General features: G+C 62.7%; 16 protein-coding genes. All 16 read right to left on the bottom strand.

The window, feature by feature from the left end:
* Positions 1-31: 31 nt before the first annotated feature.
* Positions 32-661, bottom strand: coding sequence for a TetR/AcrR family transcriptional regulator (locus tag VJ698_RS03830; RefSeq protein WP_324101362.1), 630 nt, complete (start codon positions 659-661; stop codon positions 32-34).
* 207 nt (positions 662-868) lie between these two features.
* Positions 869-1,777 carry a ThuA domain-containing protein gene (locus tag VJ698_RS03825; protein WP_324101361.1) on the bottom strand — a complete coding sequence of 303 codons (909 nt, stop codon included), beginning with the start codon at positions 1,775-1,777 and terminating at the stop codon, positions 869-871.
* Positions 1,778-1,820: 43 nt separating this feature from the next.
* Positions 1,821-2,606 carry a TetR/AcrR family transcriptional regulator gene (locus tag VJ698_RS03820; protein ID WP_324101360.1) on the bottom strand — a complete coding sequence of 262 codons (786 nt, stop codon included), beginning with the start codon at positions 2,604-2,606 and terminating at the stop codon, positions 1,821-1,823.
* A gap of 69 nt (positions 2,607-2,675) precedes the next feature.
* Complete coding sequence (locus tag VJ698_RS03815; RefSeq protein WP_324101359.1) at positions 2,676-3,629, bottom strand: DMT family transporter; 954 nt, start codon at positions 3,627-3,629, stop codon at positions 2,676-2,678.
* A gap of 7 nt (positions 3,630-3,636) precedes the next feature.
* Positions 3,637-5,070: an aldehyde dehydrogenase family protein gene (locus VJ698_RS03810; RefSeq protein ID WP_324101358.1), complete on the bottom strand. Its 1,434-nt coding sequence runs from the start codon at positions 5,068-5,070 to the stop codon at positions 3,637-3,639.
* A 24-nt stretch (positions 5,071-5,094) separates the two neighbouring features.
* Entirely contained in the window at positions 5,095-6,000 is a 906-nt protein-coding gene (locus tag VJ698_RS03805) for an enoyl-CoA hydratase (RefSeq protein WP_324101357.1), read from the bottom strand.
* Positions 6,001-6,016: 16 nt separating this feature from the next.
* Positions 6,017-6,772, bottom strand: coding sequence for an enoyl-CoA hydratase/isomerase family protein (locus tag VJ698_RS03800; protein ID WP_324101356.1), 756 nt, complete (start codon positions 6,770-6,772; stop codon positions 6,017-6,019).
* Positions 6,773-6,828: 56 nt separating this feature from the next.
* Positions 6,829-7,155, bottom strand: coding sequence for a 2Fe-2S iron-sulfur cluster-binding protein (locus tag VJ698_RS03795; protein ID WP_324101355.1), 327 nt, complete (start codon positions 7,153-7,155; stop codon positions 6,829-6,831).
* A gap of 18 nt (positions 7,156-7,173) precedes the next feature.
* Positions 7,174-7,995: an SDR family oxidoreductase gene (locus VJ698_RS03790; protein ID WP_324101354.1), complete on the bottom strand. Its 822-nt coding sequence runs from the start codon at positions 7,993-7,995 to the stop codon at positions 7,174-7,176.
* A 30-nt stretch (positions 7,996-8,025) separates the two neighbouring features.
* Positions 8,026-8,841: an SDR family oxidoreductase gene (locus VJ698_RS03785; RefSeq protein ID WP_324101353.1), complete on the bottom strand. Its 816-nt coding sequence runs from the start codon at positions 8,839-8,841 to the stop codon at positions 8,026-8,028.
* Between the two features lie 27 nt (positions 8,842-8,868).
* Positions 8,869-10,623, bottom strand: coding sequence for a 2-oxo acid dehydrogenase subunit E2 (locus tag VJ698_RS03780; protein ID WP_324101352.1), 1,755 nt, complete (start codon positions 10,621-10,623; stop codon positions 8,869-8,871).
* A 10-nt stretch (positions 10,624-10,633) separates the two neighbouring features.
* Entirely contained in the window at positions 10,634-11,641 is a 1,008-nt protein-coding gene (locus tag VJ698_RS03775) for an alpha-ketoacid dehydrogenase subunit beta (RefSeq protein WP_324101351.1), read from the bottom strand.
* A 14-nt stretch (positions 11,642-11,655) separates the two neighbouring features.
* On the bottom strand, positions 11,656-12,582 hold the full coding sequence (locus VJ698_RS03770) for a thiamine pyrophosphate-dependent dehydrogenase E1 component subunit alpha (RefSeq protein WP_414691104.1): 927 nt from the start codon (positions 12,580-12,582) through the stop codon (positions 11,656-11,658).
* Between the two features lie 391 nt (positions 12,583-12,973).
* Positions 12,974-14,215: an aromatic ring-hydroxylating dioxygenase subunit alpha gene (locus VJ698_RS03765; RefSeq protein WP_324101349.1), complete on the bottom strand. Its 1,242-nt coding sequence runs from the start codon at positions 14,213-14,215 to the stop codon at positions 12,974-12,976.
* A 77-nt stretch (positions 14,216-14,292) separates the two neighbouring features.
* Positions 14,293-14,955, bottom strand: coding sequence for a TetR/AcrR family transcriptional regulator (locus tag VJ698_RS03760; protein WP_324101348.1), 663 nt, complete (start codon positions 14,953-14,955; stop codon positions 14,293-14,295).
* A partial coding sequence (locus VJ698_RS03755; RefSeq protein ID WP_324101347.1) for an RHO alpha subunit C-terminal catalytic domain-containing protein occupies positions 14,952-15,641 on the bottom strand: 690 nt, incomplete at its 5' end. The genes VJ698_RS03755 and VJ698_RS03760, both read right to left, overlap by 4 nt.

Here is a 15,641-nt window from a genome sequence, read left to right as displayed (position 1 = left end):
TTGGATGTGCAGGACCAATGTGCCTCGGGGGCTACCTGGCTTTGACGTGCCGCTTCATCTGCAGCAGCTGGCGCAGCGTCTCCACACTGCGCGCGAAATCCTTCTTCAGTGGTGATTGCAGGGAGCGGTTCCCCAGGGCACCGACGAACAACGCGATGATCATGGCGCCCAACTCGTCGGCATCGACGTGTGCGGGCAATTCTCCTTTTTTCTTCGCGCGCCGCGCGAGGCGGATTCCGACTTCGTCCCGCTCGCGCACTGCACGTGAAATCGGGGCGAACAGTTCGGGATTGCGCACGGCTTCGAGCTGCGCGGTGAGGCCGAGCAGCTGGAGGACGCCGTCGTCGCGGTACATCTCCGGAACGTTGTCGAGCAGCCGGTCGAGGGCGTCATGGACCGAATCGAGCGGGTCGAGCAATTCACTGAACGCGGCAATTTCTTCCTCGTACATCATGCAGACGGTCTCGATGAACAGCGCATTCTTCGACTGGAAGTGATTGTAGATGGCGGGCCCGGACATGCCGGCGGCGGCGCCGATCTCGGCGAGCGTGACCTGCTGCAGTCCCTTCAACGCAAATAATCTGGCCGCTTCTTCGAGCAACTGGTCGCGGCTGGCCTGGCCGGAACGGCGCGCCGCAGCTTTCTTGCTGGCTAGAATCAATTGGTTCTCCTCTTCCCTTCTTGCGTCATCTTCATGCGTCATCTCTTGTCAGCGCGATTATTAATTAATGATCATTAACCACACAACCAATTACATCATCAAGGCGACAAATGGTCAATCGAAAGAAAGAGGAGTCTGCGTGGCAACGCGGGGATGTTTCAAGAATAGAAATATGTACGGCCCGTGAGCAGGCCAGGTTCCGAAGAGCTATGCGCCCACGTCCATCGTACTTTTGCGCGCGGATTGCCGCGCCCATCGACGCGCATCTTCGGAGCATGCCCAGCGTATCGCGTTGCCCAGCACCTTGCGAAAACTGGGGTGGCAATAAGAGGCAGGTCCATCGCCAAACTGCAGGTAGACAATGGGGCTGTTGCGGTAGCGCTTGATCCATCCGACCAGGTTGCTGCCGGGGGCGTGCTGCCAGCCTTCATTGGCATTCATGCGGCCAGCCAGGGCGAGCTTCGCGGAATAAAAATTCTCGGCAGTGAACGTGAAGTCGCTGCGAAACAAGGGAATGACCGCGTCTTCAAACACCTCGAACAGGTACAGTTCGTCAGTCAGTTCGAAGGGCTCCACGCCCTCGGTGATGGGATGTGAAAGAACCTGGGATACCGTGTGCCTGACGTCGATCCGATAGCCGGAGTCGGGCTTTTCGACGCCGCGTGACTTCATCGGCTGATAAAGGAATTGCCCGCCCACGATTTCTGCCCACTCCGGCCAGGCCGGCCACGCTGCGCAGGCATGATGCAGAATCACGAGCGGCACCCCTTCATCCAGCATCGCCAGCAAACCATCCTTGTAAAACTCGGGCGGTTCGAAAAAGCGCGGCACGCCGTCGCCCTCGCGTTTGAACTGGATGCCCGGCATGTCGTACAGCACATAGCAGTCAAAATGCCGCGCGACGGACGACGTGAACATCAGCTGGGCGGCAGGATGCTCGACAGCGGACCATTCAATCTCCGGATTGTCTTCGAACACCGCGTAGAACGCATCGCGAACGAAAGCGTGGCCGCGCGTCACCACGAGGATGTTCTTCTTCGTGCCTCGCGGCGGAAAAAATGTCTGCCCGCCCTTGCCGCTCTTGCCCCGATGGTGCTCGGGCATGTCATGGTCCATTGCCTGCCTCACTATCGTTTCGTTGAAACATGCGCACGCCAGATCAGTCGACCTCGCCCTTGCGCGGGCGGCGTCCGGTCGCCGCCGCAGTACGGCTCCGCGACCGCTTGCCTGCAGTGATGGTGGCCGACTTCTTGAACGCTTCAATGTGCTCACCGGAAGGAAAGCTCATTTCGCCGATGCGGATCCCGCGCAGCATGTCGGCGGTAAACGCGAGCAAGGCCCACTCGGAACTGCTGTCGCGCCACAACTCCCGGCTCAGGGTCAGGCCCTCGATGATCGCGCGCGCCAGGCGGCGCGTAAGGTCGAGCTTGCGCATATCGTCGCGCCACTCCGGAAACACCTTGAGCAGTTCCTCTTTCCAGACCAGGTCGTGATGCCGTGCCCGGGGCAGGAAGATGGCGCGCAGTTCATCGTTGGTACGCGACGCAGTACGCATTTCGAGATACACCAGCATCTCGCGCGACTGGCACAAATGCCAATCAATCACGATCGCGGTGTTGCGGTTCTGGCGGTCTTCATCGGTCAGGCTGCTCACCATGTGACTGAACGCCGTCATGTGCTTGTAGAACGCGTAATCGATCACGGCGACCATCAGGTCCTGGCTGGTCGGGTAATGATGCAGCATCGCTCCGCGCGACACTTTGGCCTTCTGGCAGATCAGGTTATGGGTCGTACTGGCGTAGCCATGCTCCGCCAGGCAGTCGAGCGTGGACTCAAGAATCGTCTCGCGCGTTTTCGAGCTTTTCAGTTCTTGCTGGCTACCCGAACGGGGCGACAAGCCCTCTGGGGCAAGTTCGCGTATGGCGGCCGGCAGTTCACTACTCATAATACAAAGACCCTCAATGGCAAAATTTTCGAATGGCCCGGCATAGTTCAACGCATGCCCGGGCCAGCATCATCGTCCTGACAGCGGTGTCAGCTGACGGAATCGCTCGGAGCTCAGCACGGTTCCGGAAAGTACAAGAACACTTCCGAAGAAATGCCACACCGTGAGGCCTTCGCCCAGCAGGAGCGCAGCGAATGCCACGCCCAGCACCGGCACCCACGACATGTAGACTGCCGCCCGCCCCAGCCCCATGGCAGCAACGCCGCGCGTCCAAGCGATTGCGCCCATGGCGGTCGCGACCGCACCGGAGAAGGCCACACCTGCCCACTCCAGGAGACTCAGGCTCTGAATCGCCATCGCGGGGGATGGCACCGTAGCGACGGTATGCAATACCAGTGCGCATGTCCCAGCCAGATAAAGGAATGCATTGATTTCCTGCGCGCTGTGGTCCCGTACCAGGCGCTGAACGATCAGTACGCCGGTGGCGAAGGCGACCATCGACGCCAGCACCAGCACGTCGCCCAGCGTAGGCGCAGCGAAAGCGGCTCCCGGGCGGTTCAGGATCACCATGCTGACGCCAGCGACCGCCAGCAGCGCGCCGATGACGAATGGCGCAGTAAGCCGCTTGCGAAAGACAGACGCTTCCAGCAGCGCGTTGAGCAAGGGATTCAGCGCAAGGATCAGTGCCGCATTGCTGGCCGTTGTCCTGTCCATGGCCGCTGCAAACAGCATCTGGTTCGCATACACCATCAGCATGGCAGCCAGTAGCGCGAGCGCAAGCGTCGTGCCGCGCCAGCGCGGAAAACGCTGCCCGCTTGCCAGCAGGAACACGAACAGCACGACAAACGCAAACACCATGCGCAAGCTGGCAACCAGCGTCACGTCCATGCCGCCGGTCAGCCATTTGACGATCGTGACGTTCAAGGCCCAGACGACCATCGTTGCCATCAGGCCAAGATGTACGCCTACTGCGACGGTCGGCCGGCTCATATCGATCGGCCTCGCACCACGTGCTGCCCGCATGAAGGGATCACGACACCGACTCCAGGCCAATCAGTGCCTTGGATTCCAGGAACTCTTCGAATCCGGCGACACCCCACTCGCGTCCATTGCCCGACTGCTTGTAACCGCCAAACGGCGCCATCAGGTCCGAGGGCGCGCCGTTCAGGTGCACCGAACCTGTTCGCAGTCGCCGCGCGACACGCGCCGCCTCTTCCATGGTGTCGGCCCATACTGCGCCGGACAAGCCGTAGGGCGTATCGTTGGCCATTGCCACCGCGTCGTCTTCCGACGCGAACGGCAATATGCACAGCACCGGCCCGAAGATTTCTTCGCGGGCGATCCGCATGGCGTTGTTCACCCCGGCAAACACGGTGGGGCGAATGAAGAACCCTTTCTCCATGCCGGACGGGCGTTCTGTCCCGCCGCAGACGAGTTGCGCGCCTTCCTCGATGCCCATGGCAATCATTTGCCGCACCTTGTCATACTGCATGCGGTTGGCGAGCGGCCCCATCTGCGTAGCGGCGTCGAGCGGATCGCCAACCCGATAGGCTTCGGCCACCTCGCGCGCGAGCTCCACGGCTTCGGCGTGGCGCGCTGCCGGCACCAGCATGCGGGTCGGTGCTTTGCAGGTCTGTCCGCTGTTGATCAGGCATGCCGTCGTACCGGCGCGCACGGCCTGCGAAAACGATTTCTCCGTCAGGATGATGTTGGCGGACTTGCCGCCGAGCTCCTGGGCAACGCGCTTGACTGTCTCTGCAGCGGCCGTGGCAACTGCCACGCCGCCGCGCTTGGAGCCGGTAAAGGAAACCATGTCGACTTCGGGATGCGCCGCGAGTTTCGCGCCGATGTTGGGCCCATCACCCTGCACCAGGTTGAACACGCCCGGCGGCACACCGGCCTCATCCAGGATCTCGGCAAGCAGCACCGCCGACAGGGGCGACAATTCACTCGGCTTGAGCACTACGGTGCAACCTGCCGCGAGCGCCGGCGCGATCTTGCATACCATCTGGTTCAAGGGCCAGTTCCACGGCGTGATCAGGACGCAGACGCCAACCGGCTCACGTCGCACGACGCTCTTGCCTTGTTCCCGTTCAAACGCATAGTCACGCAGGATCTCGAGGTTGGCCTTCCAGTGGCCGAGGCCGATTGCTGCGTGCATCTGGGTCGCCATTTGCAGGGGCGCGCCCATCTCGTCGCACACCGCTCTTCCCAGCTCGGGCAGCCGCCGCTGATACACATCGATGATGCGTTCGAACAAAGCCATGCGCTGTGCGCGGGTCGATTCAGCCCAGGACGGAAATGCGCGGCGCGCCGCCAGCACGGCCCTGTCCGCGTCTTCGCCGCTTCCCATGCGGATCTGCGCACACACTTCTTCGGTCGCCGGGTTGATGACGTCGCGCACCTGCTGTCCGACTGGCACGCACCACTTGCCATCGATATAAAACCTGTCGTAGTTGCTCAATGTGTCTCCTTGTGGATTTCTTCTTTATTCGGCTGCTTTCCTGTTGGCTGCCGCCATGCTTTTGGCGTCGAAGCCGCCGATCCGGTCGCCTGAAACGAGCTCGCTGTGGGAATGCGCAAAATGGTGCCAGGCGAACACCGCCTCCATCGCATTGCGCTTGCCCTGGAGATCTTCGACGTGATTCACCGCCTGCTTGGTGAGCGCAAGCCCCATGCGTGGTTGCTGCGCGATGCGTGCCGCCAGCGCGTACGTCCCGGCCTCCAGATCGCTGCGTGGCAGTATCCGGTTGACCATGCCCATCTGATAGGCACGTTCTGCACTCATGCGCTCGCCGGTGAAGAGAAACTCCTTGGCGATGCGCGGATTGAGCTCATAGGGATGGGCGAAATATTCCACGCCAGGAATGCCCATGCGGACCACCGGGTCCTGGAAAAACGCGTCATCGCTGGCGACGATCAGGTCGCACACCCATGCCAGCATCAGTCCGCCGGCAACGCAGGCGCCCTGCACCATCGCAATGGTCGGCTTGGGCAGTTCCCGCCAGCGGCGGCACATGTTCAGGTACACCTCCTGCTCACGCGCATACAGGAATTCCCCGCCTGGCTTGTTGGTGTGATCCCACCACAGGTTCACACGGTCGAATGGCTTGTTGATATCGCGGCCGGGAGTGCCGATGTCATGGCCCGCTGAAAAGTGCTTGCCTGCGCCGCGCAGCACGATCACTTTCACGGCGTCGTCGTCGACTGCTTGCCGGAATGCCTTGTCCAGCGCATACGTCATCTGCGAGTTCTGCGCGTTGTTGAACGCGGGCCGATTCATGGTGACGGTGGCAATCCCATCCACCACGCGATAGATCACGGGCTCATCGGTCTCATACGAAGAATTGTCTTCGCGGGGAACAAACTTTTCTTCTGTGCCGGATTGGCTCATGGTCATCCTCGTCTGGTTAGCGCCGCGCAAAAAAGCTATCGATTGCCGCCACAAATTCTGGGCGCCGCGCGCAATCGACGAACGCTGCGAATTCATCATTCAGCTGGGCGGACAGCGTCTGCAGCGAAGAGACACGGATCAGGCGCTTCAGATGCGCGAGCGCATGCGGCTCGCGTTGTGCCAGGCGTTGGGCCATTGCCAGCGTTTCTGCTTCAAGCCGGTCCGGTTCGACAACGCGGTTGACGAGTCCGAGACGCAATGCCTCGGCCGCATCCAGCACGTCGCCGACCATGGCGATTTCCATCGCCTTGCGCATGCCGACGAGGCGCGGCAGCGACCAGGACATGCCACCGTCACAGCTGGTACCGATTGCGCTATAGGCGAAATTGAAGCGGATGTTGGCAGCGGCCAGCGCCATGTCCGCCACGAGCGCAATACTCATGCCGGCGCCGGCGGCCGCGCCGTGCACGCTGGCGATGACGGGTTTCGGCATCTCCGCAAGCAGTCGTACCGCTTCGTGCACAGGCGGAATCAGGCTGTTCACCGCCTCAGTGGGCTGCGCCCGCATCGCTTGCAGGTCACCGCCCGCCATGAATGCCCGGCCATTGCCGCTCAATACAACAACGCGTACCGCCGGGTCGGCAGCCACTTTCCGGCACACTTCGGCCAGTTGCTGTGCCATTTCCACGTTCAGCGCGTTGAGGACGTCGGGCCGGTTGAAGCGGATAAAGCCAATGCTTCCTTCGATGTCGAACTGAATTGCCGGGTTCATGGTCTCGCACCTCGATGGCTGGTTGATGGACGTGCTGCGCGCTTCATTACGATTCATCACGACTGGCGGTCCGGCACATGCAGGACCAGGCGTCCGTCAAGCTCCGGCGTGACCTTGATCTGGCAACTGAGGCGGCTGTTCGGCTTGCGCTCGGCAGCGACCGCTTCCAGCAGTTCGCTTTCGAGGTCGCCTACCGGCGGCAACAGGTTTTCACAGGAAGGGTCGACATACACATGGCAGGTGGCGCAAGCACAGGCGCCGCCGCACTCCGCGAGGATCCCGCTCACGCCGCTTTGCACGGCGCCGCTCATCGCGCTGGCGTTTTTCAGGACACTGACTTCCTTCGACTCGCCGTCAGGCAACACAAAAACCACATTAGGCATACTAAAAACTCCAATCAATCACTGATACTGCTTCGGCATCGTGCCGAGGAAACCTGCGGGGCGAGCGTGGAACTGGGCGGAAGCGGAGGACCCTGCGACCGACACCCCGGAATCGACGACCAGCGTGTGGGCGTTGACATGGCGCGCTTCGTCGCTTGCCAGATAGCAGAGCGCTTCGGCGATCTCTTCCGGCATGGCGGCGCTTCCCAACGGAGAATTGGCAACCGCGCCCTGCTCCGCTTTGTCGCGGCCGCCGTAGACCTTGTCCACCAGCGGCGTGACGACCAGGCCCGGTGCCACTGCATTGACACGAATGCCGTATTGCGCGAGCTCCGACGCCGCGCCGCGGGTCAGCGCAATTACGCCGGCCTTCGCAACGCTGTACGCATGTGGCCCCACTCCGCCGGCCACGCCGGCCAAGCTCGACAGGGAAATGATCGATCCGCCGCTGCCCTGCCTGCGCATCTGTGCGCCGGCATGCTTGATGCCATAGAAAACGCTGTCCAGCAGCACGCTGAGCGTGCGGTGCCAGTCATCGGCGCGCGTGTCGAGAATAGAACCGACCGCGCCGACCATCCCGGCGTTGTTGATCATGCAATCGAGCCTGCCATGCTGCTCGACTGCCAGGCTGACTGCGCTACGCACCTGACCCTCGACACTGACATCCACTGTCACGAAAGTCGCACCGAGTTCGCGCGCAAGCTTGCTGCCGGCATCGATATTGACGTCTGAAATGACGACCCTCGCCCCTTCCGCGACAAACTGCCGCGCGGCCTGCGCGCCGATCCCGCTGGCCGCACCGGTAATCAGCACGACCTTGTCCTTGAGACGTTCACTCATTGTTTTTTCTCCACTCCTTGCATGGCTGGGTCATTGCTCGCCGGACGGTCCCATGAACGCCACGGGACGGTCGCGCAGCACGCTGGCTCCCGAGGCGAAGCCGCCCGCGGTGACGCCGGAATCGACGACCAGGGTATGCGCCGTCACGTGAGCCGCGGCGTCGCTCGCGAGGAACAACAAGGCTGCGGCGATTTCATCCGGCAGCAGCGCCGTGCCCAATGGCGATACCTGCGCTGCGCCAGTCATGGCCGCTTCCTTGCCGCCGCGCACCTGCTCGATCATCGGCGTGACGGTCGTGCCGGGCGCAACCGCGTTCACCCGGATGCCGTACGCCGACAGCTCGGATGCGGCGGAACGGGTCAGCCCGACCACGCCATGCTTGGCCGCGGTGTAAGCGTGCGGCCCCAGGCCGCCCATGACGCCGGCGATGCTGGACAAGGAAAGGATGACGCCGCTGCGCTGCTCGCGCATGGCACGCGCAGCATGCTTGATCCCGAAAAACACGCTATCCAGCAGCACCGCCTGGGTGGCACGCCATGCCTGCGCGGTGGTTTCCATGATCGAGCCGACTGCGCCGACCACCCCTGCGTTATTGATCATGCAGTCGATGCGGCCGTGGCGCTCCAGCGTGTATTTCACGGCCCGCTCGACCTGCTCTTCACTGCTCACGTCCGTGGCAATGAAATGCATGCCCAGCGTCTTTGCCAGCGCGGCGCCGGCCGTTTCATTGATATCGGCCAGCACGACCTGCGCGCCTTCCTGCGCAAACAGGCGCGCCGTCGCTTCACCAATGCCGCTCGCGCCGCCGGTGACCAGTGCCACCTTGCCCTGCAAACGTCCTCCCATACATGTCTCCTGTTTCTCTGTTTATCGTCAGGCCAGCAAGGCGTACGGCCGCTCGACCCACTTGCGCACCGCGCCCAGGAACTCGGCCCCGACCGCGCCGTCGATCGCACGGTGGTCGCACGACATCGTGACCGACATCACCGAACGGAATTCGATGCCGCCGTTGGCTCCCTCGCACGCTTCGCGCCGCACATTGCCCACTGCCAGGATGCCTCCTTGCGGCGGATTGATGACGGCGTCGAACTGGCGAATACCGAACATGCCCAGGTTCGACACCGTGAAGGTGCCGCCGCTCAGTTGCGCCTGCGTCAGGCTGCGCTTGCGCGCCCGTTCGGCCAGATCCGCCGCCTCGGCAGCGATCGCGAACACGCCCTTGTTCTCCGCATTGCGGATCACCGGCGTGACCAGCCCGCCATCGATTGCCACGGCCAGACACAGGTGCACGCCACTGAACTGCTTGATGCCGGCGTCGGTGAAATGGACATTGGCCGCCGGGACGTCATGCAGCGCCAGCGCAACCGCGCGCATCAGGAAGTCGTTGATGGAAAGCTTGCGGCGCCCCTCGCTTTGCGCATTGATCGTTTGCCGCAGGCTCATCAATGCGTCGAGCTGCAGGTCAACCGTCAGATAGAAATGCGGGATGTTCTGCTTGGACTGCGTGAGGCTCGCGGCAATCGCCTTGCGCATCGGCGTCAGCGCGATGAGCTGGTGATCGTCCGCAGCCTTCTCCTCCTGCGGCGCGGAGGTGCCACGCTGCGCCGTATTCCTGATCGATTCCTGGACATCGGACTTGAGGACGAGGTTGCGCGGTCCGCTTGCCTGCACGGTGGCGAGGTCCACGCCGTTGTCCGCCGCCAGCTTGCGCGCTGCCGGGCCGGCACGCACATCTGCCCGGCTGACCGGCGTTGCCGCTGCGGTTTCTATTCGTGGAAGCACGGTGTCCAGCATGACCTCCACGTCCTCCACGGAGATCCGGCCATGTCGCCCGGTTCCCGTGACGGCAGCGAGGTCGATCCCATGCCGGTTCGCCACGCGGCGCGCGACCGGCGAAGCGCGCACTCTGCTGTTGCGCTCGACAAGTTGTCGGTCGTCGGGCAGCGGCAGATCGGGTGCGACTGTTTTCAATCCGGGCTGGAGCGCGATCACGTCGGCCACGGAGACACGACCATGCCGGCCGCTGCCTTGCAGGCGTGACAAGTCGATACCGGCGCGGTTGGCCTGGCGGCGTGCGACCGGGCTGGCGTTGACCGTCGCGTTTGCGGCGATGATGTGATCCAGTTCCGCCTCGCTCAGTGCCGGCTGGGCGACCGCCGTCGCGACCTCCGCGGGTTCCTCGATGGTCTTCTGTGCCGTCGCTGCAACACTGACTGCTGCCGCGGCCGGCGCAGAGGCTGCAGCCGGGACGGCGGGCTCTGCTGGTTGGGCTGCTGGTTGGGCCGCAGGCGCTGGTTGGGCCGCAGGCGCTGCTTGCGCCGGTGCGACCGCATGCCCTGCATCCGCCAGGAACTTGTCGATTTCTTCTTCGCTGACGTCGGCATCGGCGACGACGCCGAGCAAACCGCCGACCGGCACCACCTGATTGACGCTGCCGATCAGGCGGCGCACGACGCCCGCCATATCGCCCATCGCTTCCAGTGTGTTGACGATTTTTGCCGTCTCGACATCGGCAAGCGCACTGCCTTTTTCGACGCGATCGCCGATCGCCACATGCCATGCGGCGATGCTGCCCTCGGTCATTTCCAGCCCCCATTGGGGCATGGTGATGGGATGGATCTTGCTCATGTCATCCCCTTCAATGCGCAAGGACCGAGCGGATGGCCCGCTCGACGCGCGCGGCGTCCGGCAGGTACTCTCGCTCTAGTTCCGGTGCAAACGGAACCGGCGTGTGCGGCGGGGTCACGGTGGCGACTGGAGCGCGCAGACTGAAGAATGCCTCGCGCGCAGCCAGTGCGGCGATGTCCGCAGCGAGGCCGCAACGCGGGGTCGATTCGTCCACGACGACCAGGCGGCCTGTCTCGCGCACGCTTTCGAGGATCAGTTCTTCGTCGAGCGGCGACGTGGTGCGCGGATCGATCAGGTCGCAGCGAATGCCTTCCGCCGCAAGCTTGTCCACCACGCCGGCAGCCAGCTTGACCATCTGCCCGCTTGCCACCACCGTCGCGTGTTCACCTTCACGGACCATGACCCCTTCGCCGAAGGGAATGGTGTAGTCGCCATCCGGCACCTCGCAAGCGTCGTTGTAGAGCATCTTGTGCTCGATGAACATGACCGGGTCGTTGTCGCGGATCGCCTGCAGCAGCAGGCCCTTGGCGTCATACGCATTGGAAGGCATGACCACCTTGATGCCGGGAATCGCGGTCAGCAGGGAATGCATGGTCTGCGAGTGCTGTGCAGCCGCGCTGCGTCCGGCTCCGACGGTCATGCGCACGACCAGCGGCGCCTTCGCGCCGTTGAACATGTAGCGGAACTTGGCGGCCTGGTTGAGGATCTGGTCGAAACAGACGCCGATAAAATCGGAGAACATGATTTCCGCCACCGGACGCAAGCCGGCCAGGGCGGCGCCATTGGCCGCGCCGATAATCGCCGACTCGCTGATCGGCGTGTCGATCACGCGGTTTTCGCCGAACTTCGGCAGCAGACCCTTCGTCAGGCCGAAAACGCCGCCGGCCGCATCGCGCTGGCCGGAGCTGCCGCCTGCGCCACCCGATACGTCTTCACCGATCACGATCACGGAAGGATCGCGTTCCATCTCCTGGTGCAGGGCTTCGTTGATGGCTTCTCGCATTGTCTTTTTAGTCATGGCAGGGGCCCGAATCAATAGTTGTCGTATACGTTCTTCAGCAGGTCTTCCGGTTGCGGACGCGGCGCGTTGCGCGCTTCCGTCACCGCGCGCTCGATCAGCGCGCCGACTTCACGGTCGATGGCATCGAGGCTGGCGGCGTCCAGTTCGCCGCTTTGCGCCATGCGCTTGCGGAAGTTCTGCAGGCAGCAGCTCTGCTCGCGGAAGCGTTGCACTTCATCCTTGGCGCGGTAGTTCTGGGGATCGCCGACGAAATGGCCGAAATAGCGGATGGTCGTGCAATAGATCGCGCTCGGACCGCCGCCGTTGCGTGAAATCGCAAGCGCCTTGCCCATGGCTTCGTACACCGAGAAGAAATCGAAACCATCGGCCTGGAACACCGGAATCCCGAAGCCCTCGATGCGCTTGACGACGTCGTCGCAGCCGATGCCATAGGAGGCGCCGGTATGTTCGCTATAGCCGTTGTTTTCGAAGACGAAAACCTTCGGTGCCTTCAGTACCACGGCCATGTTCATGGCTTCGAACACGGTGCCCTGGTTGGAGGCGCCGTCGCCGACAAAGGACGCCGCGATCCTGCCTTCGCCGCGCAGCTTGCACGCAATGGCCGCGCCGAGGGCGATCGGCGAGCCGGCGCCGACGATGCCATTGGCCCCCAGCATTCCCTTGCCGACATCGGCAATGTGCATGGAACCGCCCTTGCCGCCGTTGAGGCCGTCGCGTCGTGCATGCAGCTCCTTCATCATGCCCACCACGTCGCAACCCTTGGCGATGCAGTGGCCGTGGCCGCGGTGCGTGCTGATGATGTAGTCGGCATCGTTCATGTGTTCGCAGGCACCCACCGCAACGGCTTCCTGGCCGCTGTACAGATGGGTAAATCCGGGAATGGCGCCAGTCAGGCATTCGGTGTTGACGCGATCCTCAAACTCGCGGATCACCTTCATCTGCCGGTATGCCTTCAAAAGCTGCTCCCGCGAGAGCCCGCTCTTTTGTTTCGATGTGGCCGCAGCCGCCTTATCTCTTCCAATCTTCAGTTCTGTCGTCATGTCACGCTTTCTTCGCTTGCATGGTTGTTGGTCGTGTCGCCCGCTTCGGGCGCAGAAGCTTGCGCGCCCAAGTATAAAACAGTTCAGACGGTATGTTTTAACACAGGTGAGGCAGAAAAAGCAAAAATTTTTCGCGCCGGGTAGATATCCGGCAGATGGCATTGCCGCGCGTTTTGCGCTTCGTTTTCTGCCGGAGGGCACTCACCTGCACGTATTGCCGTACATAGATTTCCGTGCACGTGTGCCGGCATTGCCGCATGAAGCGCGGCAATGCGGGAGGGAGGAGGAATTACTTGTCCGCCTGTGCGAGCAGGTCGCTGATGTGGCGGTGGATGTTTTGCAGTGCCAGTTCGTTGGCGCCCAGGACGGGCTTGAATCCGGCAGGGGCATATTTCATGTTGCGCTGACCATCTTCCGACACGGAGTAGTCTTCCGTGCTGACGACCTTGACGATGAAGTCATGCATTTCCGTCCACGATGCGGTCTCTTCGACATCGAGCATATGACCCGGCTTGTAGGTGGAAATCACTGTGGTGGCCTCGTCAACCTTTTCGTTCGGGAAGACGCGGGAAATGCCGTAGAACTGCTTGCCGCCCTTGATGCTGTTGGCATTGATCACGGTGTTGGGGAAGATGTAATACAGACCATTGTAGGTCGTATCCGGCCATTCTTCCTCGGGCTTGTCACTGTACTCCATGAACTCGGCACGCGGCATCGCCAGTCGATGGTTGGGCCCGTAGTTGTCATAGCTCATGATGTTGGAGAAGGCCAGCGCGCCGATGCTGGTCGGATGCAGAGTGCCGAAATGGTAGCCCTCGCCATAGGTATCGAGCGCGTATTTCCAGTTGCTGTTGACCCCGAAGCGCGTGCTCTTCATCGGCCGCGCCTTTTCCAGTTCCAGGTGGGCGAGCTCGCGGGCAAACGCCTTGCCGAGATGCGCCTCGACGTCGATCGGCTCCCCGTTCGGTACGGCGCGCACGAAAATCAGGCCATGCCACTCCGCCGCTGGAACCGGGATCAGGCCGCGATCATCCTTGTTGATGCCCTTGAAGCCCTCAGGGCCGGGCAGGCCCACCAGCTTGCCATCGAGATCGAAGGTCCAGCCGTGGAACTTGCAGCTCATGCGATTCTTGCGCCCCGGTTCGGTGACGAGTTTCGCCGCGCGGTGCGTGCACATGTTGAAGAAGGCGTTGACCTTGCCGGCCTTGTTGCGTACCAGCAGGATCGACGGGCCGGTCTCGTCGAAGAGGAAAGTATCCCCCGGCTCCGGCAGGTCGCCGGTCAGCGCCGCCAGCATTGGCCGCTGCTGGAACAGAACCTGCCTTTCCTGCTCGTGGCGGGCGCTATCGGTGTATGCGCCTGGATCGACCAGCATCGGGCCGTCCGCCAGGTCGGTCGTGCCGTTCTTGATGTGATTGATGGTTCTCCGGCGCAGCGCATTGCCCGACTCGCGGCGCAGCCGGGCCCAGTCGCTGCCGGCCTCCGCCGCTTGCTGCCCGGAGGCGGAGTTCATCGTTGCTTGGTCGCTCATGGATTGTCTCCTTTACTGTTTGCCATGAAGGTTTCTACCAGGAGGCGGCACACGGTCCGCCTCCACATTCCGGGCCGTCACGCAAGAGTGCGCGCGATGCCCTCTTTCTTTGTCGCACTATCGTTTCCCAGCAAGCGCACGATGCCGCGCAAGGCCTCGATGCTGTGCACGAACTGGCCGTGTCGTGATGCGCGCAGCGCGCGGTTGCCGAGCGCGCCGATGAACAGTGAAATCATCATTGACCCGAGTTCGGTGGCATCGGCGTCTGCCGGCACTTCGCCCTTGCGCATGGCGCGCTCGACCAGGCGTATCGCCACCTCATCGCGCCGCCGGGCCGCTTCCGAAATGGCGGCGAAGGCCTCCGGGTCGCGCACGGCTTCGAGCTGCGCGGTCAGGCCGAGCAATTGCAGCACGCCGTCGTCGCGATACATCGCCGGCACCTGCTCCATCAGGCGGTTCAGCCCTTCCTGCACGGAATCGAGGGGGTCGAGCACTTCGCTGAAGGCTGCCGTCTCCTCGTCATACATCAGGCAAACCACTTCACAGAACAGCGCGTCCTTGGACCGAAAGTGGTTGTAGATGGCCGGGCCGGACATGCCCGCCGCTCCGGCGATTTCCGCCAGCGTGACGCGATGCAGCCCCATGCGCGCAAAGAGCTGGGCCGCCACCTCGAGCAGCTGTTCGCGGCTGGCACGCCCCGAACGCCGCTTCAGGCTGGTTTTTTTCGTTGCAATGATCACGAAGCGAGGTACTTGTCCAGGGTTTGATGGAAATGACGGATGCGCACCTCCTGGTAATTCGCCAGGTGCAACTGCTTGTTCGGCGATACCTTCATGCCCGTCTGCACGTGCGGCAGGTTGCCCATGTCCTGGTCGACAATGCTGCCCAGCACGCCCAGCGCCGATCCCCACGTTTCGCTGGGGTTCAGCATTTGCATCGGTACGGCCGCCGGCATCGGCTTGCCTTCGGGGACAGGCGTCAGGATGCGCACTTCCATGAGGGTGTGGTCCTGGTCCGGCCATGGGCGCCAGCGGTACAGCACGCTGGGGGAGAAACCGCCCCACGGCGACATGTTGGGAAAGACGTTGTAGGTGAATGCGTCCTGGACCTCGGCATCGCTGGCGGAATCGAGATTGACGCCAGCCATGGCACCGAAACGCTTGCGATTGAAGTCACCCATCACCTTGCGGGCGGACATGCCGTCGGGAACGGTAATCGCGGTGTCCTTCGGCACCACCCTGCCGTTGTAGCGCAGGAACGCGTCCATCACTTCCTGCTGTTCTAGGTCCTTGTCCGCCAGGTGCGGCGAGGTGACGCCGAACGGTGTGATCGCCAGATTCACATGGTCGCCATACAGCGCGTACTTGCTGTTGGCATCGCCCGTGAACGGCATGATCTGCGGATGGGTCGCCACCACGTGGTAGGC

The sequence above is a fragment of the Noviherbaspirillum sp. genome (assembly GCF_035254685.1).
GTDB lineage: Bacteria > Pseudomonadota > Gammaproteobacteria > Burkholderiales > Burkholderiaceae_D > Noviherbaspirillum.
Note: the sequence above shows the minus strand (reverse complement) of the source record. Positions and strands in the feature narration are given on the sequence as shown.

Coding starts and splice junctions, on each gene's coding strand:
- VJ698_RS03825 (WP_324101361.1), bottom strand. CDS start 1,777: ATGGACCATGACATGCCCGAGCACCATCGGGGCAAGAGCGGCAAGGGC.
- VJ698_RS03780 (WP_324101352.1), bottom strand. CDS start 10,623: ATGAGCAAGATCCATCCCATCACCATGCCCCAATGGGGGCTGGAAATG.
- VJ698_RS03790 (WP_324101354.1), bottom strand. CDS start 7,995: ATGAGTGAACGTCTCAAGGACAAGGTCGTGCTGATTACCGGTGCGGCC.
- VJ698_RS03775 (WP_324101351.1), bottom strand. CDS start 11,641: ATGACTAAAAAGACAATGCGAGAAGCCATCAACGAAGCCCTGCACCAG.
- VJ698_RS03820 (WP_324101360.1), bottom strand. CDS start 2,606: ATGAGTAGTGAACTGCCGGCCGCCATACGCGAACTTGCCCCAGAGGGC.
- VJ698_RS03815 (WP_324101359.1), bottom strand. CDS start 3,629: ATGCGGGCAGCACGTGGTGCGAGGCCGATCGATATGAGCCGGCCGACC.
- VJ698_RS03770 (WP_414691104.1), bottom strand. CDS start 12,582: ATGAAGGTGATCCGCGAGTTTGAGGATCGCGTCAACACCGAATGCCTG.
- VJ698_RS03805 (WP_324101357.1), bottom strand. CDS start 6,000: ATGAGCCAATCCGGCACAGAAGAAAAGTTTGTTCCCCGCGAAGACAAT.
- VJ698_RS03765 (WP_324101349.1), bottom strand. CDS start 14,215: ATGAGCGACCAAGCAACGATGAACTCCGCCTCCGGGCAGCAAGCGGCG.
- VJ698_RS03800 (WP_324101356.1), bottom strand. CDS start 6,772: ATGAACCCGGCAATTCAGTTCGACATCGAAGGAAGCATTGGCTTTATC.
- VJ698_RS03795 (WP_324101355.1), bottom strand. CDS start 7,155: ATGCCTAATGTGGTTTTTGTGTTGCCTGACGGCGAGTCGAAGGAAGTC.
- VJ698_RS03785 (WP_324101353.1), bottom strand. CDS start 8,841: ATGGGAGGACGTTTGCAGGGCAAGGTGGCACTGGTCACCGGCGGCGCG.